The following is a 24,644-nucleotide window of genomic DNA, read 5'->3' as shown; positions in this document are numbered from 1 at the left end:
CTACACACACAACGCGGCACGCGTTCACCGCGACAGCGGGTGGCGGCAGGACTACCGTCGAAAACATGACCGCCGCCCGCGCTCTCGCCGCCCTGATCACCGGTGTCCTCGTGCTGAGCCTCGCCACCGTGCCGAGCGAGGCAGCCAAGCAACCTCAGCAGCGCGACATCGCGTACCAGACGTGGACGTCGACCTCCGACTTCCTCTCCGGCACCCGGTCCGGCACCACCGTGGCCGACGACGCCCTGACCTTCGGCACGGCCACAAGCACCACCTCGTACGTCGACCCGTTCGGCGACGGTACGGCCAAGAGCTACGACCAGACGAGCTGGACCTCCCCGCAGGTGCCGACCTCCTTCGGCCTGACCGAGCTGATCGCCTCGTGGAACGCCACCACCCCGCCCGGGACCTGGGTCGAGGTGTCGATGGCCGGTCGCACGGATCTCGCCACGACCACCAAGTGGTACGTGCTCGGCCGCTGGTCGAGTGGCGACGACACCGCGGCCGGCGACATCCACCGCACTTCGGTACCGAGCCAGGGCGACACCAACGGCTCCGTCGCCGTCGACACCTTCGTCGCCGCGACCGGCCGGACCCTCGACAGCTGGCAGCTCAAGGTGACGCTCTACCGCCTGTCCGGCACGACCCAGTCGCCGGTAGTCCGCTCGATCGGCGCGATGGCGTCCCGCCTGCCCGACGAGAAGAAGGTCCCGGCCAGTCCCCTGGGAGGAGCCGAAGGCCAGGTGCTCGACGTACCGACGTACTCGCAAGAGACGCACATCGGGCACTATCCGCAGTGGGACGGCGGTGGCGAGGCCTGGTGTTCGGCGACCTCCACGGCCATGGTGCTCGACTACTACGGCGCCGGCCCGACCGCGGCCGAGACCGCCTGGGTGGACCCGACGGACGCGGATCCGCAGGTGGACCACTCGGCCCGCTCGGTCTTCGACTACGCGTACGACGGCGCAGGCAACTGGCCCTTCAACACCGCGTACGCCGGTACGCACGGCCTCGACACCTTCGTCACCCGGCTGAGGTCGCTCACCGAGGCCGAGCAGTTCATCAAAGCCGGCATCCCGCTGATCGCCTCGCTGTCCTTCAAGAAGGGCGACCTCCCAGGCGCGGGATACGGCACCAACGGCCACCTGATGGTGATCGTCGGCTTCGACGCCGCCGGCAACGTCGTCGTCAACGACCCCGCCTCCCACCTGATCGCCTCGAACGACCAGGTCCGCACCACCTACAACCGCGAAGCCTTCGAAAACGCCTGGGTCCCCCACTCCGGCGGCCTCGTCTACGTCCTCCACCCCACCACCAAGCAGCTACCTCCCAAAGGCTCCCAGCCCAACTGGTAACCCCAATCAGGAACCGCCCGTATGCCGGGGGCGGCGTACGGGCGGTTCCACCCCACGCAGCTCCTCCGTCGGCAGCTCTCACGGAGAGTGCCGTGCGTCGGACAAAGGTCACTCTCTGCTATGGACGAGAGGACGGTTTTGGTCCAGGGTGGTGCATCACAAGGTGGCCGGGGGGCCATCAAAGAACTGGCATGTGGGGGACCGGCATCAATCCGGCGCCGCCACCGACCACGGTGCTGGCAGTGCAGACCCAGACAGCCACCAGTACCGTCACGCAGACAATCACCGAGGCGCCGAGCGAGACCCCGACCGGCGACCCGACCACACCACCGACGTCGCCGACCCTCGAGCCACCGCCACCCGGCGGCTTGGCGATCACCATCCGGATCGGCACCTCGGGCAAGATCGGACCGGCCGAGTACCGCGCCGGCTCGCTTCCCGGCGCCAGAGCCACGGTGTACGACGAGACCGGCCAGTACCTCAGCGACGGCTGCTACCCGACGTGGGTCCTCAAGCGCGGGACCACGGTCATCAAGACCAGTCGCAACGAGACTTGCGGCGGAAGCTTCTCCTTCAGTTCGGATTCCCTCAAGGTTCGCGGGCTCTATCACCTGACGGTCTCCGTCATCACCGACGCCGGGCCGAAGGGCACCAGTACGGCGGATTTCACGGTGACCTGACGAGCCCCGAGGGCGCGACCCCCGCCAAGTCCATCGGCTCCCAGCGCCCATAGAGATGAGCCCAGTACTCCGTCTCCGCGGCCTCGTCCGATGTCCGCAGCAACGGCTCAGGGGTCCCCACAGACCCGACCGAGGTCATCCCCGACTCACTCATCTCGGCTCTTCTGAGCTGGGTTGGGCGAAGACTCGGCTGAGTCTGCCTAGGGGTGTGGCGTGGCACTTGGCGGCTACGCGGTGGGATGACTGGTTGGCCTCGAGCGCGCTGTAGAACAGCGTCAGACCGCGTTGCCTCATCAGCTCGGCCCACGCCGAAACGGTCACAGACGCTAGTCCGCGACCGCGTGCTTCATCCTCGGTCTGTACTCCGACCTCCGCCGCTTGCTGGGTGAGGCGTGCGCAATGCGCCAAGCTCTGCACGCGATCGCCATCAACCAAGGCGACCCACGGGCCTTGGCCACCGTTCATCAGGCTGTACCACTCGGTGGTCGACCAGCGGCTCGGCGGTTGATAGGAGCCGGCCGTGCTGACCAGGCGTAGTCCTGGTGGGGCGGCATACGAGGTGGTCCGCTCCAGGAGCCAACAGCGCGCGATGCTTACTGCGACCGCGGTGTCCGGCGACAGCGGCGTCGCGCCGGCCATTGTGATCGATTGCCCGTCATAGGTGACGGCAGTGACCGCGATCGTGTTGTCGCCCAACCCGCCGCCACCAAACCCATCGTCGACCGGTGGCCAGATCGTCTCGGCCTCTAACTGCAGCACCTTCAATGCGTCCACGCGAGCTCACGCTAGACAGCAACCAGGCACGTCTCCAACGGATTTCGCACCACGCTGAGTTCGTAGTCGATCGCCTGACGATCAGCGACCGACGGCCATGTCTTCTCCAGCGTCCTCAGGTAGGCGGGAGTAGAGGTACATGTCACGGCGGGAATCGCCGATCTTCTGCCAGCTGCGGAGTGTGCCTTCGCGGTGATAGCCAGCTCGCTCGGCTGCACGCCAGGACGGCTTGTTGGCCGGCTCGATGAAGACTTCCAGCCGCTCGATGTCGTCGAGGGCGAGTGCCCACGTCGACAGGGCGTTGAGGGCAGTTGTGGCGAAGCCCTTCCGTCTCTCGGCGGGGAGGATCCAGTACCCCAGCGCCGCTCGGCCGTGGGCTTCTTCGAGGTAGCCGGTACTGCCATCGGGGGCTACTGCTCTCAGCCAGAGGCCGATCTGGCCCACGGCTCGGTCTGTTGCGGTCTCCGTTATGGCCAGAGATAGGCCGAGGTCGCGTTCGGCTCGGAGGGCCTGTCGTCGTAGGTAGGCCTTGGCGCTGTCGGCATCGCCCGGGACGAGACCCGAGAGCAGTTCGATGTAGGGGTCGTCGGCTGCCTGGCTGATTGTCGGTAAGTCTGCCTCGGAGAGCTCCCGGAGCGTCACGTGCCCCAGGTCAAGCCGCGGAACATCCATCCCTCACTCTTACCTCTCTCTGCTCACTGCTACGAACCCACTCCAGCGTGCCGAGCAGCAGACCCCCAGGGATCGATTGACTAGCGATAGGTAGTCAGTGATAGTCGATGCATGCGGATGCTAGAGCGGGTGGTTGTTCCCCTCCGAGTTCTTCTCGTGCTGCTGTTCGCCGTGCTGGTTCTGTTGCAGACCTTGTCGTTTCCGGGGCAGTTCGCGCACATGGCCGAGCAGGATCCTGAGAACGCCCACCTGCGCTGGCCGTTGACGGCCTTCGCGATCGTGGAGTTGTTGTGCGTCCAGGTGGTGATCGTGTGTACGTGGAAGTTGCTCACCCTGGTCAAGGTCGACCGGATCTTCAGCGAGGACGCCTTCAAGTGGGTCGACTCGATCGTGGTGGCGATGGCCACCGGGTGGGTGCTCTACGGCGGTGTCTCCCTGTACTTCGCGTCGCGAGCCGACGATCCCGGTGCGCCGTTGCTGCTGTTCGTGATGGGGCTGGTCGGCGGCGTGGTGCTGCTGCTGGTGGTCGTGATGCGAACACTGTTGCGGCAGGCCACGACCTTGCGCACCGACATGGAAGCGGTCATCTGATGCCCATCGTGGTCCGCATCGATGTCGAACTCGCCAAGCGCAAGATGGGCGTGGGCGAGTTCGCCGAACTGGTCGGGCTCACGCCGGCGAACGTCGCGGTTCTGAAGAACGGCCGGGCCAAGGCCGTGCGCTTCAGCACGCTGGAAGCTATGTGCCGGGTGCTCGACTGCCAGCCCGGCGACCTGCTCGAGTGGGTCGAGGAACCCGACCACGACCGAGCCCACCAGGACAGCTGAACCCCGGCGCCACCGTGTCGGAAGGCGGGGGGCGCGTGCCCGGCAAGAACTGAGGACGGGTTGCGGCGTACGGAACGACAGGGAGTAGTGCGTTCTCCGTGCGGCTCTAGCGTCTAGGTAGGTGTGGAGGTTGACGTGGCGAGCGACATCTACCTGTCGTTCGGTACAGCCGGGCCGGCGACGGAGGAGTTGCGTGGGGGTGAATCAGCGGGTGAAGAGGGCGCCGGTGAGGTTGGTGGTTAGGTTGCGGAGGGAGTCGGGGAGGTACTGGAGGTGCCAGCCTCGGGGGCCGCGGTACCAGTGAAAGCCCTCGTCTTCGTCCTGGTCGTCGTCGGTGGCTACCAAGGCGTCGATCCAGCGCTCGGAACCACCCAGGACTACGGCGTACGGGAGGGCCCGGGAGCACAGCTCGGCGTGCTGGTCGGTCGGGAGTTCGCTGACGTCCATCTCTAGCAGCTCGCCGCGGATGGCTGCGACCTGACCGAGCACGCGACCCGCGGCCGGGGCCTTGGCGGGCATGTGGCGGCCGACCACCAGTAGGCCGACGCCCACCGCGGTGATCGCCAGGCCGAGGAGTCCCCAGCTGGAGACGAGGGCCAGGACGATGGTCAGGATGACGCCGAGCACGGTGACGCCGATGCCAATGGTGGCCCACAGGGAGCGGGTGCGGTCCGGGCGCTCGGTGAACCACCCGCGCTTGACGACCCCGTCGTACAGGGCGTCCTGGACCTGGCCGAGGTTGGCGCGGACCTGGCGGCCGAGCTCGGAGACGAGGACCGAGTCGGAGTCGCCGAAGATGGCGCGGACGAGGACGTTCTCGTACCGCTGCAGTTCCTCGGACGGCGCGTTCGCCACCCGGCGGAGCTCCCAGTCGGGGCGCGAGTACTCGGTCTCGTGCTCCAGCTCGGTGATGGTCAGGTGGCCGCGAACGGCGAGGTCGATGATCGTCGCGGTCACGTCGACCGGGTCGATCCGCTCGTCGATCAGGGTGCCCACCTCACCGGGCCGCAGATCGGCCGGCGGGGTGAAGTCGATCCGGGTGTCCTGGCCGAGGCTGAACAGCGACGCCGGTACGACGCGACGCGGGTCGACCTGGTCGCGTCCGCGCAGGCGGTACAGGGCGAGCAGCGCGAGGGCGCCGAGCAGCAGCACCGCCAGCGCGGTGACGAGCTGCGCGGTGTCGGTCGAGAAGGCGCGCTTGAAGGTCTTGCGGTACTCGACAATCGAGTTCGCCGCGATCTCGCCCTTCGGGAAGCCGACCGTCATCCGCATCGTGTTGCCCGGCGGCAGGCCCTGCTGGCGGAAGGTCGGGCCGGCGGTCTCGCCGATCTGCGCGAGGGTGCACGGGGTGTTGCTGTCGATCGCGCCGGCGAAGCACGAGACGTGGGTGACCTCGGGCGTGCTGTAGGTGATGTTCGCGTCCTGGACTGTCAGGTTCATCCCGGTCAGCGGGGCGAACCGGACCTCGGTGCCGTTCAGCGTCTCGGCGACCGCGCCGCGGACGGTGTAGGTGAAGTCGAGCTGCGTGTCGCCGGAGATGTCCGCGACCGCGATCGAGGTGACGTCACCGTTGGTGGTCAGCTCGGACTTCTTGTCCTGGCCGGCCGCCTTGACCTGCAGGTCCTCGATCTCCTGCACGTGGTCGACGTCGTCGGGCAGGTGATCGCGGGTCACGACGAACCGGGTGAATGTCCCGGACACGTTGCTCAGCTTCCACGACTCGGACACCTTCAGGAGCCCGTCGCGTTCGACCCGGATCTCGGTGTCGTAGTTGGTGACCACCGGATCCGCGCTGCCGGCGGTGCCGGACGCACCCGCCTGCACGCCGGTCAGGGTCAGGAAACCGAGGGCACACAGGGATACCCCGAGCAGACGTAGACGCATCGCCCAATCACACCGTATCGAGAGGGTCAGGATGGAATCGGCCCAGCGGGCCCCTGTCCGACAGCCGGGCGGCCGGGGCAGGTCGTACCGAGACACCGGCGGCCGGAACGAGCCGTCGACAGGGGGCACCATACCGCGACCCATGCCCAACGCAACGACCCGCGAGCGGACCGGTGGTAACCCGGCGGCTGCGTAGGCTGGCCCGGGCCGGAGCGTCGGGGCGCCGGCTCGTTCAGGTGAGGAGCGCAGTTGTCGGACCAGCAGTGGGGTTCTCCCCAGGGCAACCAGCCGCCGCAGCCGCACCAGCCACCTCAGCCCCAGTACCAACAGCCCCATCAGCAGCAGGCGCAGTACCAACAGCCCCCGGCGCCATATCAATCCCAGGTGCCGCAACAACCCCAGCCGCCCTACCAGCAGGCGCCGTCCCGACCGCAGTACCAGCAGCCGCCATACCAGCCGGCGTGGCAGCCGCAGTACCGGCAGCCGCTGGGCTGGGGGCAACTGCCGCCGCAGCCGAAGAAGCGCAGCCCGGTACTGCTGGTGCTCGGCGTACTAGGCGGACTGGCCGTTCTCGGTGCACTCGGCATCGCTGTCGCCTCGAACCTGCTCGAAGACAACAGTGAGCCGACCGTCACTCGCCCGGTCGGTCCTCCCCCCGCTCAGCCGACGAAGGCGCAGCCCACCCGGCCGGCGGCGACCACCCGACCGCCCAGTGCTCCCGTGACGACGAAACCCAGGCCCACGACCAAGCCCAAGCCGCCGCCCACCGCGTCGCAGATCGTCACGGCCAACACCCTGTACCGAACCGGTACGCAGCGCGCGGTGAACTGCAAGGAGTCGAAGGTCGGCCTGAGCTCGGCCTCGAAGGCCACCGCCTACTACCGCCAGATCAAGGCCTGCCTCGACCGGGCCTGGCCGCGGCAGGTGCAGGCCGCCGGCTACCGGTTCCGGGCGCCAGCGCTGGTCGCCTGGGTAGGTTCGGCGAACTCCCCGTGCGGCAACTCCGACCGCAGCCTGTCCTTCTACTGCTCCTCGAACCACACCGTCTACATGGACGTCTCCGACGACGTCAGCTACTACAAACAGAACCGCTCGTTCGCCAGGGCGCTCGCCTCGCACACGGTGGCCCACGAGTACGCGCACGCCATGCAGCAGGTGACCGGGATCCTCCCGGCGTACTACCAGGTCCGCTACGACGCCACCGCCGCCAAGGCGCTCGAACTGAACCGGCGGATGGAGCTGCAGGCGTCCTGCCTAGGGAACGTGTTCCTCGGCACCAACCGCCGCAGCTACGGGCTCACCGGCGTGCTCTACAACCAGTGGCTGTACGTCGTGAACAACAGCGGCGACGTCTCCTACCTGCCCAGGGACCACGGCAGCAAGAAGAGCCACGGCTATTGGGGCCGCCGCGGCTTCAACGGGCGCAACCCGGCCGTCTGCAACACCTTCGCGGCACCCGGCTCGCAGGTGAGCTGACGGCTGAACCGAGGCTCGGATAGGTTCGGCTCCGCACGGCCGCGCCCCAGGCCGCGTACTCGTTCCGCTGGCGGGGCACTGGAGAGAGCCCGTGTCCGACAACCAGTGGGGAGCCCCCGGGCAGTACCCGCAGCAGCCTCCGCCACAAGGGCAGGTACCGCCGCCCGGGAACCACCCTCGCTCCCAGGGCCAGTACTACGGACCGCCGCCCGGCCAAGGCGGCAACCCCCAGTACGGCGCTCCGCAGTACGGGGGCGGACCCCAGTACGGCGGCCCCCCGCAGTACGGGACACCCCAGAGCGGCGTTCCGCTGTACGGCGGCAGTCAGTACGGCGGCATGCCGCAGGGGCTCGGCTGGGGTGCTCCTCAGCCCGGTGGACCGCAGCGGCCGCCGCAGAAGAAGAGTTCGGCCAAGGTGGTCCTCCTGGTCCTCGGCATCGCCGTGCTCGGAGTGGTCGGGTTGGTTGCCGGGGTCAACCTGCTGAAGGACGACCCCTCGTACACGAGTCAGCCGTACCCGACCACGACCTACAACCCGACGAGCGGGCCGTCCGAGTCACCCACGGCGGCGCCGCCCACCTCCGCCACCAAGGCGCCACCGGCCACCCAGCCGACGAGGACCACCCAGCCGCCGGTCAAGCCGACCGCGCCGCGGACGACCTCGACCTCGAAGCCCAAGCCCGGCCCGACGAACCTCCAGCTGGTCAGCATCAACCGGCTGTACAAGGCCGGCACGATGCCGTCGGTCAACTGCAAGGAGTCCAAGGCCCGGCCGTCGACGGTGGCGGGGGCGAGGACCAACTACCTCAACCTGCGCAACTGCCTGAACCGCGCCTGGCCGGCGCTGGTGCGGAAGGCGGGGGGCACCTTCAGGCCGCCGACAGTGATGGTGTTCTCCGGCAACGTGAGCACGCCGTGCGGCGTCTGGAGCGACAGCGGGCCGCCGTTCTACTGCAGCGGCAACGAGACCATCTACATGAACCTCACCGAGGACATCGGCAACTACAACCGCCACCCGGAGAACTACCAGCGGGTCTGGGCCCGGATGTGGATGCTGCACCAGTTCGCGCACGAGTACGGGCACCACGTGCAGAACCTGACCGGCATCTTCCAGGCGAGCAGCCGGCTGCGGTACGAGGCACCCAGCAAGGCGCTGGAGCTGCAGGGCAGCCGCCGGCTCGAACTGCAGGCCTCCTGCTTCAGCGACATCTTCATCGGCGCCAACAAGCGCAGCTACCCGCTCAGCGGCGAATCGCTGCGGCAGTGGCAGTGGCTGATCGGAGCCACCATCGACCCGCAGCGTGACCACGGGAGCAAGAGCAACCACAAGTACTGGGCCCAGAAGGGCTACACCAGCCGCAGTCCAGCCTCCTGCAACACCTTCACCGCCTCCGCGGCGAGGGTGAGCTAGACGTCCGCCACACCCATGTGCAGACGTAGAGCCGTCCTGGTGGTTAGCCTGGTCCCCCGGATCACGCCTTGTGTGTCCCCGGGGGATGAGGAACAGCCGTGTCGAACGAGGAATGGAGCGAGCCACCAGGGCCGCATCAGCCGCCGGGGCCACTGCCCGACGGCTCGATGCCGCTTTACGGCATCCACCCGCCGCCCGGCGCGCCAGGCGGCGGTCCCGCGCAGCCCCGCGTCGGCTGGGGCCCGGACTTCGGCGGCGAGCACAACTTCCAGCACGGCGGCCCGTCACCGCGCAACCACCTCAGCGCGCTGCTGGTCGGCCTCCTGGTGCTCGGCGGCGTGGCGGTGGTGGTCGTGATCGCCGCCCTGGCCGTCCGCGGCGGCGACTCGCCGACCGTGACGCCTCAGCCGGGCGCCGGCCAGACCATCTCGACCGGGACCCCGGACGACGGCCCCGGAACTCCGCCCGCCGCCCCCTCGTCGCAGGACACTGCGAAAACCGTCACGACCAATGCCTTCTACACCACCGGCGTCCAGCGCTCGGTCGGCTGCAGCGAGCCGCAGGTCGCGTTGAACACCCAGGCCACGGTCGAGACGTACTACGCGAACCTCGTCGGCTGCCTCGACAAGGCCTGGACCCCGCAGGTCCAGGCGGCCAAGGACACCTTCGTGGCGCCGCGGGTGGTGTTCTGGGCGGGCTCGGTCCAGACGCCCTGCGCGGGCGGCTCTTCCGTCTCCTTCTACTGCGGCGCGACCCAGACGCTCTATCTGAAGTACCAGGACGACATCAAGCTGTGGAACCGCTCGATCGACGGCGCGAACCGGTCCTTCTCCCGGATGTGGGCCACCTACACCGCCGGTCATGAGTTCGGCCACCACCTGCAGCAGCTCACCGGCATCCTGCCTGCCGCCCGGCAGCTCGAGTACGACGCGCCGGACCTCGCGGCGCGACTCGAGGTGAGCCGCCGGGTCGAGCTGCAGGCATCCTGCCTGGGCGCCACCTTCATGGGCGCCAACAAAACCTCGTACGGCATCACCGGTCTCGACCTGACGATCTACCGCCGGTACGTCGAGGCGCAGACCGGCGACGAGAACAACCGCGGCGGACCGCGGGACCACGGCGCGCGGACCAGTCACCAGTACTGGGCCGCGCGCGGCTTCAACACGCTCGACAGCGCCAGCTGCAACACGTTCACGGCTTCGGCCAGCAAGGTCTCGTGAGGAGTATCGATGTCGGACAACTGGACTCCACCCCCTGGGCGGAACCCGCACGAGCCGGACTCGGAGGGCGAACAGCCCACCGACCGGCCCGCGCCGGAGTCTCCGCCGGAGGATGGCCAGTCGCCCCTCTGGTGGACCGAGTCCACCGAGAAGCCGCAGGAGTACCTGCAACCCGGCCCACCCGGCGACCCCACCCAGGTCCCGCCGCAGCAGGTCCCGCCGCACCAGGCGCCACCGCCGTCAGGGCGACCGCCGACGCCCAGGCGTCCCGGCAGCCTCTCGTGGAACCTGCCGCCCTACGGCCAGCCAGGCGCCTCTGACTCCGCCGGTCAGTCAGGCCGTCAGGGACCCAGGCACGCCGGCACGTCCTCAGGGAATTGGCCGACAGGGCCCCGCGGCAGTGGACCAGCAGCGGGGGGACCAGCAGCGGGGGGACCAGCAGCGCGGGGACCAGCAGCGGGCGGGCCGACAGCAGGCGGCCCGGGCGCGACTGGACCAGCTGCGACGACCGGCCGCCAGGGACCGGGTGCTGGTGGACCCGGTGCTGGTGGACCCGGTGCTGGTGGTCCGGCCGCTGGTGGCTGGGGGCAGGGCGGTCCGGCCGCGGGTGGTCAGGGACCGGCTGCCGGCGGACCCGCGGGTGGTGGTTTCCATGTGATGGGGCAGCAGCCTGTGCAGCCGCAGACGTGGCAGTACCCGCCGATCCCGATCCCGCAGCCGCCTGGACCCGGTCGTCGCCGGAAGCCGCGTCAGACGCCGAAGGGCCTGCTGATCGGCCTCGTCGTACTGGCGGTCCTGGTCGTCGGCTCCGGTGTCACGTTCGCCCTGCGCAACGGTGGAGACGACGGCAAGGTGCCCGTCTCGGCCGACCCGCCGTCGGCCTCCGCGTCCCCGTCGGAGAACCCGTCGGACAGCCCGAGCGCCTCCCCGACCGAGGGCCGGCCGCCGACGACCGATGAGATCGTCACCGCCAGCAAGCTCTACACCGTCGGCGCGCTCACCCCAACACGGTGCCTCGAGCCGAAGGCCGTCCCGTCGACCCTCGCCGGCGCGAAGGCCTACTACTCGCTGGTGCTGCCCTGCATGAACCGCACGTGGTGGCTGGCCATGAAGAAGGCCGGCCTGCCGTACCGCGCACCGAAGGTCGTCGTGTACGCCGGGACAGTCGCCACCCCATGCGCCACGGAGCGCGGCACCCGTGGCGCGTACTGCGACAAGAACGAGACGATCTACATGCCGTTCACGCTCGGCGCGAACTACTACGCGCGCAACCCGGTCTCGGGTCGCGCCTGGATGCTCAACACGTTCGCCCACCAGTACGGGCACCACGTGCAGCGTCTGAGCGGTATCTACGCGGCTTCCCTCTCCCGGCAGGTGAACGCGCCGACCGCGGAGGAGAGGCTGGCCGAGAGCCGCAAGCGTGAACTGCAGGCCTCCTGCCTGGGCTCGGCGTACCTCGGGATCGCCGGCCCGTACCTCCCGCTCCGTGGCCCGCTCCTGACCACATGGAAGGCCCTGATCGCCAACACCGGCGACGAGTTCTCCCGCCCGATGATCCGGTCCCAGGGCAGCAAGGCGAACCACAACTACTGGTCGGTGCGCGGCTTCAACTCCAAGAGTCCGAGATACTGCAACACCTTCGGTTCCGCGCCGGAGCGCTCCAACTGACCGACACCACCACCACGAACACGACGAAGCCCGGGGCCCCACCACAAGGGGACCGGGCTTCGTCGTTGTCCGACGCTTGGATCAGTAGTTCAGAACAGCCGGCGGGCCGACGACAGCGTGCCACCGAAAGCGGCGACGAAGTTCGACAGCGACTCCCCGATGTTCGACAGGTGCCAGTTCTCCGGACCGGAGTACCAGCCGATCCCGGCGTCCGGGTCGTCGTCGTCGTCATCCGTCGCGGCGATCTCGAGCGCCCACTTCTCCGTCAACCCGAGCACGGCGGCATACGGCAGGCAGCGCGACGCGAACTCCAGCCGGTGGCTCTGCGGCAGATCCGCCGACGTCTCGTCGGCCAGGTACCGCTGGAGCCCGGCCACCCGACCCAGTACTGCGGCGCCGCGTGCCGTGCGCGCGGGAGCAACCTGCCCGGACAGCGTCAACGCGACGCCCGCGAGCATCACCGCGAACCCGACCAGGCCGAACTTCGTGGCGATGGCGAGCACGATCGTCAGCAGAGCACCGGCACCGACCAGCACCAGGCCCGCCGTCGTCCAGCGGTTCCGCACCGCGTCCGGGCGGCTCGCGAACCACCCCTGCGTGACGACATCGGCGTACAACTGCTCGCGGACCAGGCCGAGGCGCGGGCGCAACGCGTGGCCGAGGGTGGAGACGGTGGCGGTGTCGCCGTCGGCGAACACCGCGTCCAGCAAGGCCTTCTCGTACGGCAGCAGCTCGGGCCCCCCGGCGTTCAGCCGCCGAAGCTCCCAGTCCAGCTTGCCGAAGTGGCTCTCCCGGGGCAGCTCCACGATGGTCAGGTAGTTGCGCACGGCAAGGTCCAGCAGGGTCGCGGTGATGTCCACCATGTCGGCGGTCTCGTCCACCACCGTGCCGACCTGACCCGGCCGGATGCCGTCGGGTGCGGCGAACTGCGGCCCGTCGGCGCCGTCCAGCACCGGGCGCTCGGGCGCTCCTTCCCCGGTCTTGCCCGCATCACGGCCGCGGAAGTACCAGAGCGCGGCCGCGGCCAGTACGCCGATGCCGAGCAGCAGCACGCTCAGCCCGAGCGTGGTCGAGTCGACGGTGAACGCGCGGCCCAGCGACCAGCGGGTCTTGAACTCGGCGTTCGGCTGGACCGTGGCCTGGTCGCTCAGCCCGGTCAGGAAGGTCAGCCGGCCACCGGCGGGGATGCCGTTCTGCTCGATCTGCAGCGCGGCGGACTCGGCCAGCTGCGACGTCGTACACGGCATGCTCGAGCCGACTCGGCCGGCGAAGCAGGTCACCCAGGTCGCGAACGGGACGTTCACCGTCACGGCCGCCTTCGGGATCGAGGCGCTGTAGCCCTGCACGATCGGCCAGCTCACCTCGCGGCCCTCGGTCGAGTCGGCGACCACGTTGTCCACGTCGTAGCTGTAGACGACCTTGGCCTGACCGGACGCCTTCAGGCTGAGCTCGCGGCCGTTGTCGGTCGCCTTGTTCTCGAAGTTCTCGGCCGGCTGACCGTTCACCGTGGCCGAGATGTTGGAGATCGCGTAGGTGCGGTCCTCCTCCGCGTCCGACCGGACCCGGGTGGTCAGGGTCCGGCGGAAGGTGTCGCCGCCGGCGGTCAGATCCACCGTCTCCTTGACCTTCAGGATCCCGTCACCCGTCAGGGTCGCCTCGGCGACGTACGACGTGATCTGGTCGTCCGCGGCCTGGGCCGGCAACATGCCGAAGGCAACAAAAGGGACTGTCAGAGACGCGAGCAGTGCGGCCGGCGAGAGGCGGCGCTTCAGTGACATGGGTCGAGAGTAGTCTCGTGCCGGTTCGTCCAGCGAACCAAGACGACCGACGAGTAGCGGAAGGGGAACGACACGTGAGCAACCCGTACGGGTACGACGGACGTCCCCAGGATCGGCCGGCGCCACCGCCCGGCGTACTGCCTCCGCCGCAGGCGACGCAGTGGCAGCAGGGCACCTATGCACCCCCTCGCCAGCCGTACCCGCCGCAACAGCAGTACCCCGGGCAACAGGGCCAGTACCAAGGGCAATACCAAGGGCAATGGGCCCAGCCGTACTACGGCGGCGGCCCCAACCACTTCAACGGGTTCCAGCCGCGGCGGCGCAAGTCCAGCGCGATCCGCCTGGTGCTGCTGGGCTTCTTCGTCGTCGCGTTCGTCGGGATCGCGCTGTCCGTGGTCGGCGTGATGCTGGCCGGCGGCGGGAGCGACACCGCAAGCCGGCCCAGCACGAACGGCCCGTCTGTCGTGCCCACCGCGACCACAAACCCGGAGAAGGGCACCGCCGAGGACTTCCTGCTGAACGCTCCGATCTACCAGGTCGGCGGTCTCGGCGAGCTGAACTGCCCGGCCGAGAAGCTCGGCGACGGCGGCCTGGCCGCGCAGAAGGTGTACTACGAGAAGCTCTTCAAGTGTTTGAACGACGCCTGGCGGCCGGCCTTCGCCAAGCTCGGCTCGGACAAGCCGGACCCGGGTCTGGTGGTGTTCGACCAGCCGGTGGTCACGCCGTGTGGCCGGTTCGCTCCGTTGTCCGGCCGAGTGCTCGCCTTCTACTGCTACGGCAACTCGGTGATGTACACCGACGCGAAGCAGATGAACAAGGCCTTCGGTTCGAAGCAGGACCTGGCCTTCCTGATGACGATCGCGCACGAGTACGGCCATCACGTGCAGGGCGTCAGCGACCTCTTCTACGCACGGGCCGTCTATCTGCAGGACCACCCGGAGGAGAAGCTCGAGAGCTCACGGCGCAACGAGTTGCAGGCGTCCTGCTTCGCCGGTGTCTTCAGCCGGGCGGTGGAGAAGTCCTACCCGTTCACCAACCGGATGGCCGAGTTCGAGCGCCAGGCCAGCAACAGTTTCGGCGAGAGCCCGAACACGCCCGAGGACGAGCGCACCCACGGCCTGGCCACCAGTCAGGGTTTCTGGATCCTGAACGGCCTGAACGTCGGCGAAACCAAGGCCTGCAACACCTTCGCAGCCCCGACCAACCTGGTGAAGTAGGTCGCTGGTCCAGACCACAAGCCAGACACTCGTCACCCGGACACTCGCAGTTGGTGTCCGGGTGACGGCGTATTCGGGATCAGGACGGTCAAGCGGCGTATCATCCGCCCCGTGACATTGCGACGGGGGGACAGCGCTCCACCCGAGCGCACGCTGGTCGACATCCTGCAGGCGACGGCAGCGAAGTATCCCGACGAGCCTGCGCTCGACGACTCGCACGTCAGCCTCAGCTACCGCGAACTGCTCGGCCAGGTGACGCGGTTCGCCGGCCGGCTGACCACGCTGGGGATCGGCCCGGGCGACCGCGTCGGAGTACGGATCTCCTCCGGTCACAACGATCTGTACGTCGCGATCCTGGGCAGCCTGCAGGCAGGTGCGGCCTATGTCCCGGTCGACGCGGACGACCCCGAGGAGCGCGCCGAACTCGTCTTCGGCGAGGCCGCCGTCGCCGCGATCGTCACCGACGACCTGGAGATCACCTCCACCCGGGTCCAGCCCGAGGAAGCCTCCGACGGCTACTACGACTACCCCTACTCCGCCCGGATGGACGCCGACCCCGGTACTGCGGGCGCCGGCGCCGGTATTTCGCGGGCAGGTACGAGGGCTCGGGGCGCAAGCGCTGGTGGTGGGCACGGCGCCGGCGACGGCCCGGGTCCCGACGACGACGCCTGGATCATCTTCACCTCGGGATCGACCGGCGTGCCGAAGGGAGTCGCGGTCACGCATCGCTCGGCGGCGGCGTTCGTCGACGCCGAGGCGCGGATGTTCCTGCAGGCCGAGCCGATCGGCGCGGAGGACCGAGTGCTCGCCGGGTTGTCCGTGGCGTTCGACGCGTCCTGCGAGGAGATGTGGTTGGCCTGGCGGCACGGCGCCTGCCTGGTGCCCGCGCCGCGGTCGCTGGTGCGCAGCGGGATGGACCTCGGCCCCTGGCTGGTGGCACAGGGAATCACCATCGTCTCGACCGTCCCGACCCTCGCGGCTCTGTGGCCGGCGGACGCCCTGGACAACGTGCGACTGCTGATCTTCGGCGGCGAGGCCTGCCCGCCTGAGCTGGCCGAGCGGCTGGCAGTCGACGGCCGCGAGGTCTGGAACACCTACGGCCCGACCGAGGCGACCGTTGTCGCCTGCGGCGCCCGGCTCACCGGTGTGGGTCCGGTCCGGATCGGCTTGCCCTTGGACGGCTGGGATCTGGCCGTCGTCGATGCCGCAGGCAACGAAGTACCCGAGGACGGTACCGGCGAGCTGATCATCGGCGGCGTCGGTCTGGCCCGGTATCTCGACCCCGCCAAGGACGCGGAGAAGTTCGCCCCGATGCCGTCGCTCGGGTGGGACCGCGCGTACCGCAGCGGCGACCTGGTCCGGAACGAGGCGGAGGGCCTGGTGTTCATGGGTCGGGCCGACGAGCAGATCAAGCTCGGCGGCCGGCGGATCGAGCTCGGCGAGGTGGATGCCGCCCTGCAAGCACTCCCCGGCATCTCCGGCGCGGCTGCCGCCGTCCGGACCAGCGCCGCGGGGAATCAGCTTCTCGTCGGGTACGTCGTACCGGACGAGCCCGAGTCGTTCGACCAGCAAGCGGCGACCGAGCGGCTGCGTGAGGAGCTCCCGGCCGCGCTGGTCCCGTTGCTCGCCGTCACCGACACCCTGCCGACCAGGACCAGCGGCAAGGTGGACCGCGCGGCTCTGCCTTGGCCACTGCCGGGCATGGAGACCGACGGCCCGGCAGCTGAGCTCGACGGAACCGCGGGCTGGCTCGCGACGCGGTGGACGAAGGTCCTCGGCGCGCAGGTGACCGGGCCCGACAACGACTTCTTCCTGCACGGCGGCGGCAGTCTCGCGGCGGCCCAACTGGTCTCCGCCTTGCGCGAGCGGTATCCGGAAGCCACGGTCGGCGACATCTACGACTACCCGCGGCTCGGAGCGCTGGCCGACCGGCTGGACTCCTTCAGCTCCACTGTCGAGCCAGTCGAGATCCGGGAGATCAGGCCGACTCCTCCTGCGACCCAACTCCTGCAGACGGCTCTCACCCTGCTGCTGCAGACCGTCGTCGGTGTGCGGTGGCTGGTCTGGCTCTTCACCCTGAACAACCTGCTGGCACTCACGGACGGCCAGCACCCGTGGGTGCGCACGGTGTCGTGGTGGTGGATCCTCGCCGGCTGGCTGATCCTCATCACGCCGGCCGGCCGGATGGGTATCGCTGTCGTCGGTGCCCGGCTGCTCTTGCGCGGGCTGAAGCCAGGCATCTACCCGCGCGGCGGCAGTGTCCACGTCCGCCTCTGGGCGGCGGAGAACCTCGCCGACGCGGCAGGCGCCGCGAACCTCGCGGGTGCGCCTTGGATCGCCTACTACGCAAGGGCGCTCGGCGCGAAGATCGGCCGTGGCGTCGATCTGCACACGCTTCCACCCGTCACCGGCCTCTTGACGATGGGTCGCGGCGCCTCGATCGAGCCAGAGGTCGACCTGTCCGGCTACTGGATCGACGGGGATCGCCTGCACGTCGGCACGGTCAGCATCGGCGCCGAGGCAGTCGTCGGCTCGCGGAGCACCCTGCTGCCCGGCGCGGAGGTCGGCCGCAACGCGGAGATCGCCGCCGGCTCGGCCGTGTCCGGCAAGGTCCCCGCGAGCGAGCGCTGGTCGGGATCACCCGCCTCCCGCGTCGGTCGCGCGCGCCACCCCTGGCCCGAGGAACGCCCTGCCCGTGCCCCTTTGTGGGTCCTCGCGTACGGCGCCGCCTCCGCGCTGATGTCACTCCTTCCGCTCGGAGCCGCCGCGGCCGCCATCGTCGTACTGCGGGAGGCCGTGCGGGGGACGTCGTCGCTCGGGGATGCCGCCCTGCAGGCGTTGTGGGCGGTTCCGCTGATGACGCTGGTCGGGTTCGTGACGTTGGCGCTGCTGACTCTGATCGGGGTCAGGCTGCTGGGAATCGGGATCAAGCCCGGCCACTTCCCGGTGCGGAGCCGGATCGGCTGGCAGGTCTGGGCCACCGAGAGGTTGCTCGACTCCGCCCGCACCCTGCTCTTCCCGCTCTACGCCAGCCTGCTGACGCCGTGGTGGTTGCGGGCGCTCGGGGCGAAGATCGGCCGCGATGTCGAGGCGTCCACCGTCCTGCTGCTGCCCAAGATGACCACGGTCGGCGAAGGGGCGTTCCTGGCCGACGACACGATGATCGCGTCGTACGAACTGGGTGGCGGCTGGTTGCACGTGGCCGGGGCGAAGGTCGGCAAACGGGCCTTCCTCGGCAACTCGGGGATGACCGCACCCGGTCGCTCGGTGCCGAAGAACGGCCTGGTCGCGGTGCTCTCGGCGGCGCCGAAGAAGTCGAAGGCGGGCACCTCGTGGCTCGGCAGCCCACCGGTGAAGCTGCGCCGCCAGGCGATCGAGGGCGACCAGAGCCGGACGTTCAACCCGCCCCTGCGGCTGAAGTTCGCCCGGGCCGCGGTCGAGCTGTGCCGGTTCGTCCCGATGATGTGCACCGTCCTGATCGCGCTGGGCGTGCTCTTCACCCTGCAGGCGCTCGATCTCTGGCTCGGCCCGTGGTGGACCTTGCTGCTGTCCGGCGCGGTGATCCTGGCCGCCGGGGCCGTGGCGGGCGCGATGGCCACGATCGCCAAGTGGGTCATCGTCGGCCGCACCAAAGCCGTCGACTATCCGCTGTGGAGCAGTTTCATCTGGCGCAACGAGGTCGTCGACACCTTCGTCGAGATGGTCGCCGCACCCTGGTTCGCGAACGCCGCCGCCGGTACGCCGGTGCTGACGCTGTGGCTGCGCACACTCGGCGCGAAGATCGGCAAGGGCGTCTGGTGCGAGACGTACTGGTTGCCCGAGGCGGACCTGATCACCCTGGGCGACGGTGCCTCGGTGAATCGCGGATGCGTCCTCCAGACGCACCTGTTTCATGACAGGGTTTGTTCCATGAGCACCGTCACCTTCGGGCCAGGATCAACCCTCGGGCCGCACGGCATCATCCTGCCGGCGGCCTCGATCGGAGCGGGCGCCACCATCGGTCCGGTCTCCCTGGTGATGCGTGGCGAGAGTGTTCCGGCCGGTTCGCGCTGGGCCGGGAACCCGATCGCCCCCTGGCGCGGTTGATGGTTGCCGAGTTCAAAGGGAGCCCCGGTGACCCCACGGCCGGGGATTCCTATGTTCCGGCCCGTGGCAACGGCGGTTACCACGTCGAGTCGTACGAGCTCGACCTCGACTACCGAGTCAACAGCAACCGGCTGAGCGGCAAGGCCACCATCACCGCCGTCGCGACCCAGGCGCTGTCCCGGGTGAGTTTCGATCTGGCCGGTCTGCGGGTGACGAAGGTCTACGTCAACGGGCGCCGCGCCGCGCGGTACACGCATCGCAGTGGCAAACTGCACGTCTGGCCCGCCAGCACGATCGTCGACGGCGGCGAGTTCGTCGTGGACGTGCAGTACTCCGGCAACCCCGCGCCGATCGACAGCCCATGGGGCGAGCTCGGCTGGGAGGAGCTGACCGAAGGCGTGATCGTGGCGAGCCAGCCGAGCGGCGCGGCCACCTGGTTCCCTTGCAACGACCATCCCGGTGACAAGGCTCATTACCGGATCACCATCACCACCGACTCGCCGTACTACGTGGTCGCCAACGGGCGACTCGTCTCCCGGCGGACGAAGGCGAGCCGCACGAGCTGGGTGTACGACCAGGCGGCCCCGATGGCGACGTACCTGGCGACCGTCCAGATCGGCCGGTACGACGTACTGGAGCTGGCGTCGTCGCCGGTCCCCATGCGGGGGGTGTTGCCGGCGGCGCAGGTGCGGGAGTTCCGCTCGGACTTCGGGCGGCAGCAGAACATGATGCAGCTGTTCACCAGGTTGTTCGGGCCGTACCCCTTCGGCAGCTACACCGTGGTGGTGACGGACGACCCGCTGGAGATTCCCCTGGAGGCACAGGGCATCTCGGTGTTCGGCAGCAACCACGTGGACGGGCGGCGCGGCGCGGAGCGGCTGGTCGCGCATGAGCTCGCCCACCAGTGGTTCGGCAACAGCCTGACCCCGGCGAGCTGGCGGCACATCTGGCTGAACGAGGGATTCGCCTGCTACGCCGAGTGGTTGTGGTCGGAGGCGTCGGGTGGGCTGAGTGCGACGCAGCAGGTAACGAGGGCCTACAACCGGCTAAAGGGGCTCGACCAGGACCTGGTGCTGTCGGATCCGGGGCCGGACCTGATGTTCGACGACCGGCTCTACAAGCGCGGCGCGATCACCCTGCACGTACTGCGGCAGCTGCTGGGCGACGACCCGTTCTTCGAACTGCTGCGGACCTGGACACGGCGGTACCGGCACGGCTCGGTGACTACGGACGCCTTTATCTCCTTGGCCGCCGAGTTCTGCGGGGACTGGGTCGCACTACGGGGATTGTTCTCCGTCTGGCTGAACTTCCCGGAGCTGCCGGCTCTCCCCCGGGCTGGCCGGCGCCGCTGACAGTGTGGCTGTCGTGGTCCTTAGGATCGCTGGTATGACTTCTTCTCGGATTGCTGTCTCCACGGACGCGGCTGCGGCGCCGCGCGGGCACTACTCGCAGGCACGGATCGTCGGCGACCTCATCTTCACCGCGGGCGTGCTGGCGTACGACCCGAAGACCAACGACCTGGTCGGCGAAGGAGACGCGGCCGAGCAGACCCGCCAGATCTTCCGCAACCTGGCCGCCATCCTCGCCGAGGCCGGCGCCTCCCTCGACGACATCGTCAAGGTGACCGCCTTCCTCCAGGACCTAGACCGCGACCGCCAGGCCTACGACGCAGTCTTCCCCGAGTTCCTCACGACCCCGTATCCCGCCCGCCTCACAGCCGGCGCCCGCCTCGGCGGCCAGGCCCTGGTCGAGATCGAGGTCATCGCCACCCGCCCGTGAGCCCCGAGCGCAGTACTAGTAGATGAGGGCGGTGGCGATAGCGGCTATGCCTTCGCCGCGGCCGGTGAGGCCCAGGCCGTCCGTCGTCGTTGCCGAGACGGAGACGTCGGCGTCGCAGGCGGTGCTGAGGGCCTTTTCGGCTTCGAGGCGGCGGGTGCCGACGCGGGGGCGGTTGCAGATGAGCTGGATCGAGATGTTGCCGATCTCGAAGCCGGCGGCGCGGACGCGGCGGGCTGCCTCGGCCAGCAGGGCCGCGCCGGAGGCCCCGGCCCACTCGGGTTCGGAGGTGCCGAAGTTGGATCCCAGATCGCCGAGCCGTGCGGCCGAGAGCAGCGCGTCACAGGCCGCATGAGCCGCCACATCGCCGTCCGAGTGCCCCGAAGGGCCAGCGGTCTCCTCGGGCCACAGAAGCCCGGCGAGCCACATCTGCCGGCCTTCCTCGACCGGATGGACGTCGACGCCCGTCCCCACCCGTGGCACCTTCATGAGGATCGCCTTTCCGCGAGGATCGACTCGGCCAGGATCAGGTCCCGCGGCCGCGTCACCTTGAACGCGTCCTCAGATCCCTCGACGGTCTGCACAGTCACTCCGAGTCGCTCGCACAACATCGCGTCATCGGTCGCTCCGAGGCCCTCTGCGGCATGCGCCCGCCGCAGCAGCGACGGCTCGAACCCCTGCGGAGTCTGTACCGCGACCAGGGCCGACCGGTCCGGCGTGTCGACCACCTTGCCGACCGGATCGACTCGCTTGATCGTGTCCGTGACAGGAACCACCGGCACCACCGCGGGAGCCCCGGAACGCACGGCGGCGACCACGCGCTCAATCACGGCAACCGGTACGAAGGACCGGGCCGCGTCGTGCACGAGGATGCAGTCGATCCCCTCGGTGGGGACCAGGTCCAGGGCAGCCCGGACGGAATCCGTCCGCTCGGTGCCACCGGCAACCACCTGGAGCGTCGCGGTCCCGACGTACGGCTCGAGCAGTTTGAGGACGACATCCTCGCTGCCCGGCGGTACCGCGATGACAAAGCAGATGAGGTCGGCGGCGGTCGCTGCCCGCAGTCCACGAACGGCGTGGACCAGCAGCGATTCGCCACCGACCTCTCGAAATGCTTTTGGTGCCTCACCACCCAGCCGTACCCCGAGACCGGCCGCCGGGATGATCGCCGCAGTACTCACGACGCCATCATGCCGGACGGTTCGAGGGCGCGGTCGGGTGTGCTCCCCAGTAGCAGGAAGCTCCTGGACTCAGGAAGCGAGGACCTCGTCGAGGATGGCTTCCGCCTTGTCCTCGTTCGTGTGCTCGGCCAGGGCCAGTTCGGAGACGAGAATCTGACGAGCCTTCGCCAGCATCCGCTTCTCACCGGCGGAGAGACCACGGTCACGCTCACGGCGCCACAGGTCGCGGACGACCTCTGCCACCTTCATCACGTCACCGGAGTGCAGCTTCTCCAGGTTCGCCTTGTAACGACGCGACCAGTTGGTCGGCTCCTCCGTGTGCGGCGCCCGCAGCACGTCGAAGACGCGCTCCAAGCCAGCCTGATCCACGACGTCACGCACGCCGACAAGATCGAGGTTGCACGCGGGGACCCGGACGACCAGGTCGTTCTGAGCGACGATCCTCAAGACCAGATAGGTCTTGTCCTCACCTTTGATCTGACGGGTCTCGATGTCCTCGATGACGGCCGCACCATGGTTGGGGTAAACAACCGTCTCGCCGACTGTGAAAGTCATATGTCACGTGCCCCTTTCCGAGTCCCATCCTACCACGCGGTCGGTGGTCCGGTCGGGGCGTTTGCGCTGGTCAGAGGCCACTTCCCGCCTTGACAAACGCTGTCCGCCGTGCCTCGCACGCGCGAAGATGGTTGCCCGGGACACCCGCCACAGGGGTGCCCGCCGTCGGACCGGCGGCCGGATGTCGCTACGCTGTGCTCCGCCGGGGGCCAAAGCCTGGCGGCATCCACCGGGTTGTAGGAGAGGGAACTCAAGTGCCCATCACGTTGTCCTCAAAGGCCTTTCGGCGCACCGGCCTGGCCGGTGCCACCCTCGCACTGAGCATCGTGGTGGCGGCGTGCGGGGCGAACTTCGGCGCCCAGACCACGAAGCCCTACCAGGCGGCCGAGGGCACCAACGCCGACTCGGGCCCGATCGCGGTCCGCAACATGCTCGTGCTGGCCGACGAGGACGGCAAGGGCGAGCTGCACGCGGGGATCGTGAACAAGGGCGACGAGGACGACACCCTGGTCGGCATCGCCTCGGCCCCGTCCACCGAGCCGGACGGCCAGGACCCCGCCGGAGGGCCGGCCACGGTGACGTTCGGCAACGTCAAGCCGGTCGAGCTGAAGTCCAACCAGCTGGTCACCCTGCCGCCGGCCGAGGGCCAGCCGATCACGGTGACCGGGGGTAAGCCGGGCGACATCATCAACGTGGTCCTCACCTTCGGCAAGGCCGGCCCGATCACCACGGCGATCCCGGTCCTCACCCTCGACCACTACTCCCCGTCGCCGCGCCCCGACGCCGAGTCCGAAGGCTGACCTTCGCCGTACGGGTCAGGAAGCGGCTTCGGCGGCCTTGGAGAGGCCGGGGAGGATCTTGCCCAGCACCCACGGGACGCTGAGCACGCTGACGGCGCTCATCCCGGAGATGACCTGCTGGTCGGTCATCAGGTAGGTGCTGCCCTTCTTGAACGCGGGCAGCGACGCGTAGACCGGGTCGGCGGCGAACTTCTCCGGCGTCATCCCATCGATGTAGCCGACCACCACGTCGGCGTCCAGGTCGTTCAGCCGCTCCTTGCTGACGGTGAGCGCGAACTCCTTCTTCGAGTTCGTCTTCTCCAGCGCCTCGATCCCGGGTGCGTTCACGAAGCCCATCTCGTTGAGGATCTGCACCCGCGGGTCACCGGGCATGTACGCATAGTTCTCCGCGCCGTACGACAGGATCGACAGCGTCTTGCCCTTGAACTCCGGGTGCTCCGCAGCGGCCTTCTTGGTCAGCTCGCTGATCCCGGCAACGAGCTTGTCCGCCTCGGCCGACTTGCCCAGCGCCTTGCCGATGATCGTGGTCTGGTCCTGCCAGGTGGTCTGCCACGGGGCGCCCGGGTACGCCACCGTCGGCGCGATCTCCGACAGCTTGGTGTAGGTCGCCTTGTCGAACCCCTCGTACGGCGCCAGGATCACGTCCGGCCGCAGCGCCGCCACCTTCTCGAAGGGGATGCTGTCGGTGGTGTCCAGCAGCGTGGTCTTGGCGGCGTCGAAGTGCTCGGTGTCCCAGGCGGTGATCCCGGCCGGCGTCGGGCCGTAGGTGATCTTCGGCATCCCGACCGGCGTCTCACCCAGCGCGTACACGACGTCCTGCGCGTTCCACCCCAGCGTGACGATCCGCTCCGGCTTCTTCTCGATCGTGGTGTCGCCGAACGTGTTCTTCAGCGTGACCGGGAACCCGGCGGAAGCATCCCCCGCGGGCGCCGCCTGCTCGTCGGCGTCACTGCCACAAGCAGCCAGCGTCGTCGCCACCAGAACAGCGGCAACCGCCACAGCGGCAGTACGAGCGGGGCGCAGCGCCGCCCGGGTACGGGACCAGGACATGGTGATTCTCCTTAGCAACAGACACCTCAACTAAGGAGAGCCTAAGCTAACCACCCGCCACCGTCACAGCCGCCGACATGTGAGCCCTACCTCGTACTGCGGCCCGCGAGATCGTCAGGGGCCGCCGGCTCGCAGTACAAGAAGTTCACCCGCGGTACACCGGGCCCGGCGTGCGGAACGACAGACACCCCAGGTGTTAAGGGTGTCAAGCGGCGGTGGTTTGGGTGCGGTGTG

22 protein-coding genes are annotated in these 24,644 nt (G+C 69.0%); 14 read left to right on the top strand and 8 right to left on the bottom strand.

Annotation, left to right across the window (positions count from 1 at the left end):
• Window positions 1-65 precede the first annotated feature (65 nt).
• Both ACFPJ1_RS36755 and ACFPJ1_RS36750 read left to right on the top strand, forming a co-directional pair.
• Window positions 66-1,355 (top strand): peptidase C39 family protein, encoded by a 1,290-nt coding sequence (locus ACFPJ1_RS36755; RefSeq protein ID WP_380110921.1) that lies wholly within the window; start codon window positions 66-68, stop codon window positions 1,353-1,355.
• A 191-nt stretch (window positions 1,356-1,546) separates the two neighbouring features.
• Window positions 1,547-2,035, top strand: coding sequence for a hypothetical protein (locus ACFPJ1_RS36750; RefSeq protein ID WP_380110920.1), 489 nt, complete (start codon window positions 1,547-1,549; stop codon window positions 2,033-2,035).
• A gap of 150 nt (window positions 2,036-2,185) precedes the next feature.
• On the opposite strand, the gene ACFPJ1_RS36745 is transcribed toward ACFPJ1_RS36750, so the two are convergent.
• Complete coding sequence (locus tag ACFPJ1_RS36745; RefSeq protein WP_380110919.1) at window positions 2,186-2,809, bottom strand: GNAT family N-acetyltransferase; 624 nt, start codon at window positions 2,807-2,809, stop codon at window positions 2,186-2,188.
• A gap of 81 nt (window positions 2,810-2,890) precedes the next feature.
• Window positions 2,891-3,481, bottom strand: coding sequence for a GNAT family N-acetyltransferase (locus ACFPJ1_RS36740; RefSeq protein ID WP_380110918.1), 591 nt, complete (start codon window positions 3,479-3,481; stop codon window positions 2,891-2,893).
• Window positions 3,482-3,592: 111 nt separating this feature from the next.
• Between ACFPJ1_RS36740 and ACFPJ1_RS36735 the strand changes: the two genes are divergently transcribed.
• Window positions 3,593-4,072, top strand: coding sequence for a DUF2975 domain-containing protein (locus ACFPJ1_RS36735; RefSeq protein ID WP_380110917.1), 480 nt, complete (start codon window positions 3,593-3,595; stop codon window positions 4,070-4,072).
• Complete coding sequence (locus ACFPJ1_RS36730) at window positions 4,072-4,308, top strand: helix-turn-helix domain-containing protein (protein ID WP_380110916.1); 237 nt, start codon at window positions 4,072-4,074, stop codon at window positions 4,306-4,308. The genes ACFPJ1_RS36735 and ACFPJ1_RS36730 overlap by 1 nt, the downstream gene beginning before the upstream one ends.
• Before the next feature lie 204 nt (window positions 4,309-4,512).
• On the opposite strand, the gene ACFPJ1_RS36725 is transcribed toward ACFPJ1_RS36730, so the two are convergent.
• Complete coding sequence (locus ACFPJ1_RS36725; RefSeq protein ID WP_380110915.1) at window positions 4,513-6,192, bottom strand: DUF2207 domain-containing protein; 1,680 nt, start codon at window positions 6,190-6,192, stop codon at window positions 4,513-4,515.
• 384 nt (window positions 6,193-6,576) lie between these two features.
• Here ACFPJ1_RS36725 and ACFPJ1_RS36720 point away from each other — a divergent pair, with 384 nt between their 5' ends.
• The 5 genes from ACFPJ1_RS36720 (at window position 6,577) to ACFPJ1_RS36700 (ending at window position 11,967) form a co-directional block, all read left to right on the top strand.
• On the top strand, window positions 6,577-7,668 hold the full coding sequence (locus ACFPJ1_RS36720) for a neutral zinc metallopeptidase (protein WP_380110914.1): 1,092 nt from the start codon (window positions 6,577-6,579) through the stop codon (window positions 7,666-7,668).
• Between the two features lie 91 nt (window positions 7,669-7,759).
• Window positions 7,760-9,079, top strand: coding sequence for a neutral zinc metallopeptidase (locus ACFPJ1_RS36715; protein ID WP_380110913.1), 1,320 nt, complete (start codon window positions 7,760-7,762; stop codon window positions 9,077-9,079).
• Window positions 9,080-9,177: 98 nt separating this feature from the next.
• Window positions 9,178-10,299 carry a neutral zinc metallopeptidase gene (locus tag ACFPJ1_RS36710; protein ID WP_380110912.1) on the top strand — a complete coding sequence of 374 codons (1,122 nt, stop codon included), beginning with the start codon at window positions 9,178-9,180 and terminating at the stop codon, window positions 10,297-10,299.
• 400 nt (window positions 10,300-10,699) lie between these two features.
• Complete coding sequence (locus ACFPJ1_RS36705) at window positions 10,700-10,957, top strand: hypothetical protein (protein WP_380110911.1); 258 nt, start codon at window positions 10,700-10,702, stop codon at window positions 10,955-10,957.
• Complete coding sequence (locus tag ACFPJ1_RS36700) at window positions 10,957-11,967, top strand: neutral zinc metallopeptidase (RefSeq protein ID WP_380110910.1); 1,011 nt, start codon at window positions 10,957-10,959, stop codon at window positions 11,965-11,967. Before ACFPJ1_RS36705 ends, ACFPJ1_RS36700 begins: the two co-directional genes overlap by 1 nt.
• An 89-nt stretch (window positions 11,968-12,056) precedes the next feature.
• Here the strand turns inward: ACFPJ1_RS36700 and ACFPJ1_RS36695 are convergent, their stop codons facing one another.
• The gene (locus ACFPJ1_RS36695; protein ID WP_380110909.1) at window positions 12,057-13,745 is read right to left on the bottom strand and encodes a DUF2207 domain-containing protein; all 1,689 of its coding nucleotides are present in this window, start codon (window positions 13,743-13,745) and stop codon (window positions 12,057-12,059) included.
• Between the two features lie 74 nt (window positions 13,746-13,819).
• Here ACFPJ1_RS36695 and ACFPJ1_RS36690 point away from each other — a divergent pair, with 74 nt between their 5' ends.
• The 4 genes from ACFPJ1_RS36690 to ACFPJ1_RS36675 all read left to right on the top strand — a co-directional run bounded on the left by ACFPJ1_RS36690 (window position 13,820) and on the right by ACFPJ1_RS36675 (window position 20,827).
• A complete protein-coding gene (locus ACFPJ1_RS36690; RefSeq protein WP_380110908.1) occupies window positions 13,820-14,962 on the top strand; it encodes a neutral zinc metallopeptidase in 1,143 nt (380 codons plus the stop codon).
• 111 nt (window positions 14,963-15,073) lie between these two features.
• Window positions 15,074-19,048, top strand: coding sequence for a Pls/PosA family non-ribosomal peptide synthetase (locus tag ACFPJ1_RS36685; RefSeq protein WP_380110907.1), 3,975 nt, complete (start codon window positions 15,074-15,076; stop codon window positions 19,046-19,048).
• Window positions 19,048-20,400, top strand: coding sequence for a M1 family metallopeptidase (locus ACFPJ1_RS36680; RefSeq protein ID WP_380110906.1), 1,353 nt, complete (start codon window positions 19,048-19,050; stop codon window positions 20,398-20,400). Before ACFPJ1_RS36685 ends, ACFPJ1_RS36680 begins: the two co-directional genes overlap by 1 nt.
• A 34-nt stretch (window positions 20,401-20,434) precedes the next feature.
• The gene (locus ACFPJ1_RS36675; protein WP_380110905.1) at window positions 20,435-20,827 is read left to right on the top strand and encodes a RidA family protein; all 393 of its coding nucleotides are present in this window, start codon (window positions 20,435-20,437) and stop codon (window positions 20,825-20,827) included.
• 15 nt (window positions 20,828-20,842) lie between these two features.
• Here the strand turns inward: ACFPJ1_RS36675 and ispF are convergent, their stop codons facing one another.
• From ispF to ACFPJ1_RS36660, 3 genes are all read right to left on the bottom strand, one after another.
• A complete protein-coding gene (gene ispF / locus ACFPJ1_RS36670; RefSeq protein WP_380110904.1) occupies window positions 20,843-21,313 on the bottom strand; it encodes a 2-C-methyl-D-erythritol 2,4-cyclodiphosphate synthase in 471 nt (156 codons plus the stop codon).
• Window positions 21,310-22,005, bottom strand: a complete 696-nt coding sequence (gene ispD, locus ACFPJ1_RS36665) for a 2-C-methyl-D-erythritol 4-phosphate cytidylyltransferase (RefSeq protein WP_380110903.1) — start codon at window positions 22,003-22,005, stop codon at window positions 21,310-21,312. The genes ispF and ispD overlap by 4 nt, the downstream gene beginning before the upstream one ends.
• A gap of 69 nt (window positions 22,006-22,074) precedes the next feature.
• Window positions 22,075-22,560 carry a CarD family transcriptional regulator gene (locus tag ACFPJ1_RS36660; protein ID WP_012918679.1) on the bottom strand — a complete coding sequence of 162 codons (486 nt, stop codon included), beginning with the start codon at window positions 22,558-22,560 and terminating at the stop codon, window positions 22,075-22,077.
• Window positions 22,561-22,814: 254 nt separating this feature from the next.
• Between ACFPJ1_RS36660 and ACFPJ1_RS36655 the strand changes: the two genes are divergently transcribed.
• Window positions 22,815-23,360, top strand: coding sequence for a copper chaperone PCu(A)C domain-containing protein (locus ACFPJ1_RS36655; RefSeq protein WP_380110902.1), 546 nt, complete (start codon window positions 22,815-22,817; stop codon window positions 23,358-23,360).
• 15 nt (window positions 23,361-23,375) lie between these two features.
• On the opposite strand, the gene ACFPJ1_RS36650 is transcribed toward ACFPJ1_RS36655, so the two are convergent.
• A complete protein-coding gene (locus tag ACFPJ1_RS36650; protein ID WP_380110901.1) occupies window positions 23,376-24,410 on the bottom strand; it encodes an iron-siderophore ABC transporter substrate-binding protein in 1,035 nt (344 codons plus the stop codon).
• Window positions 24,411-24,644: the final 234 nt, after the last annotated feature.

This window comes from Kribbella qitaiheensis (assembly GCF_042657745.1).
Lineage (GTDB): Bacteria > Actinomycetota > Actinomycetes > Propionibacteriales > Kribbellaceae > Kribbella > Kribbella qitaiheensis.
This window is presented reverse-complemented; position numbering and strand designations above follow the sequence as displayed.

Coding starts and splice junctions, on each gene's coding strand:
- ACFPJ1_RS36660 (WP_012918679.1), bottom strand. CDS start 22,560: ATGACTTTCACAGTCGGCGAGACGGTTGTTTACCCCAACCATGGTGCG.
- ACFPJ1_RS36680 (WP_380110906.1), top strand. CDS start 19,048: ATGGTTGCCGAGTTCAAAGGGAGCCCCGGTGACCCCACGGCCGGGGAT.
- ispF (WP_380110904.1), bottom strand. CDS start 21,313: ATGAAGGTGCCACGGGTGGGGACGGGCGTCGACGTCCATCCGGTCGAG.
- ACFPJ1_RS36755 (WP_380110921.1), top strand. CDS start 66: ATGACCGCCGCCCGCGCTCTCGCCGCCCTGATCACCGGTGTCCTCGTG.
- ACFPJ1_RS36725 (WP_380110915.1), bottom strand. CDS start 6,192: ATGCGTCTACGTCTGCTCGGGGTATCCCTGTGTGCCCTCGGTTTCCTG.
- ACFPJ1_RS36650 (WP_380110901.1), bottom strand. CDS start 24,410: ATGTCCTGGTCCCGTACCCGGGCGGCGCTGCGCCCCGCTCGTACTGCC.
- ACFPJ1_RS36675 (WP_380110905.1), top strand. CDS start 20,435: ATGACTTCTTCTCGGATTGCTGTCTCCACGGACGCGGCTGCGGCGCCG.
- ACFPJ1_RS36730 (WP_380110916.1), top strand. CDS start 4,072: ATGCCCATCGTGGTCCGCATCGATGTCGAACTCGCCAAGCGCAAGATG.
- ACFPJ1_RS36750 (WP_380110920.1), top strand. CDS start 1,547: ATGTGGGGGACCGGCATCAATCCGGCGCCGCCACCGACCACGGTGCTG.
- ACFPJ1_RS36695 (WP_380110909.1), bottom strand. CDS start 13,745: ATGTCACTGAAGCGCCGCCTCTCGCCGGCCGCACTGCTCGCGTCTCTG.
- ACFPJ1_RS36735 (WP_380110917.1), top strand. CDS start 3,593: ATGCGGATGCTAGAGCGGGTGGTTGTTCCCCTCCGAGTTCTTCTCGTG.
- ACFPJ1_RS36700 (WP_380110910.1), top strand. CDS start 10,957: ATGGGGCAGCAGCCTGTGCAGCCGCAGACGTGGCAGTACCCGCCGATC.
- ACFPJ1_RS36740 (WP_380110918.1), bottom strand. CDS start 3,481: ATGGATGTTCCGCGGCTTGACCTGGGGCACGTGACGCTCCGGGAGCTC.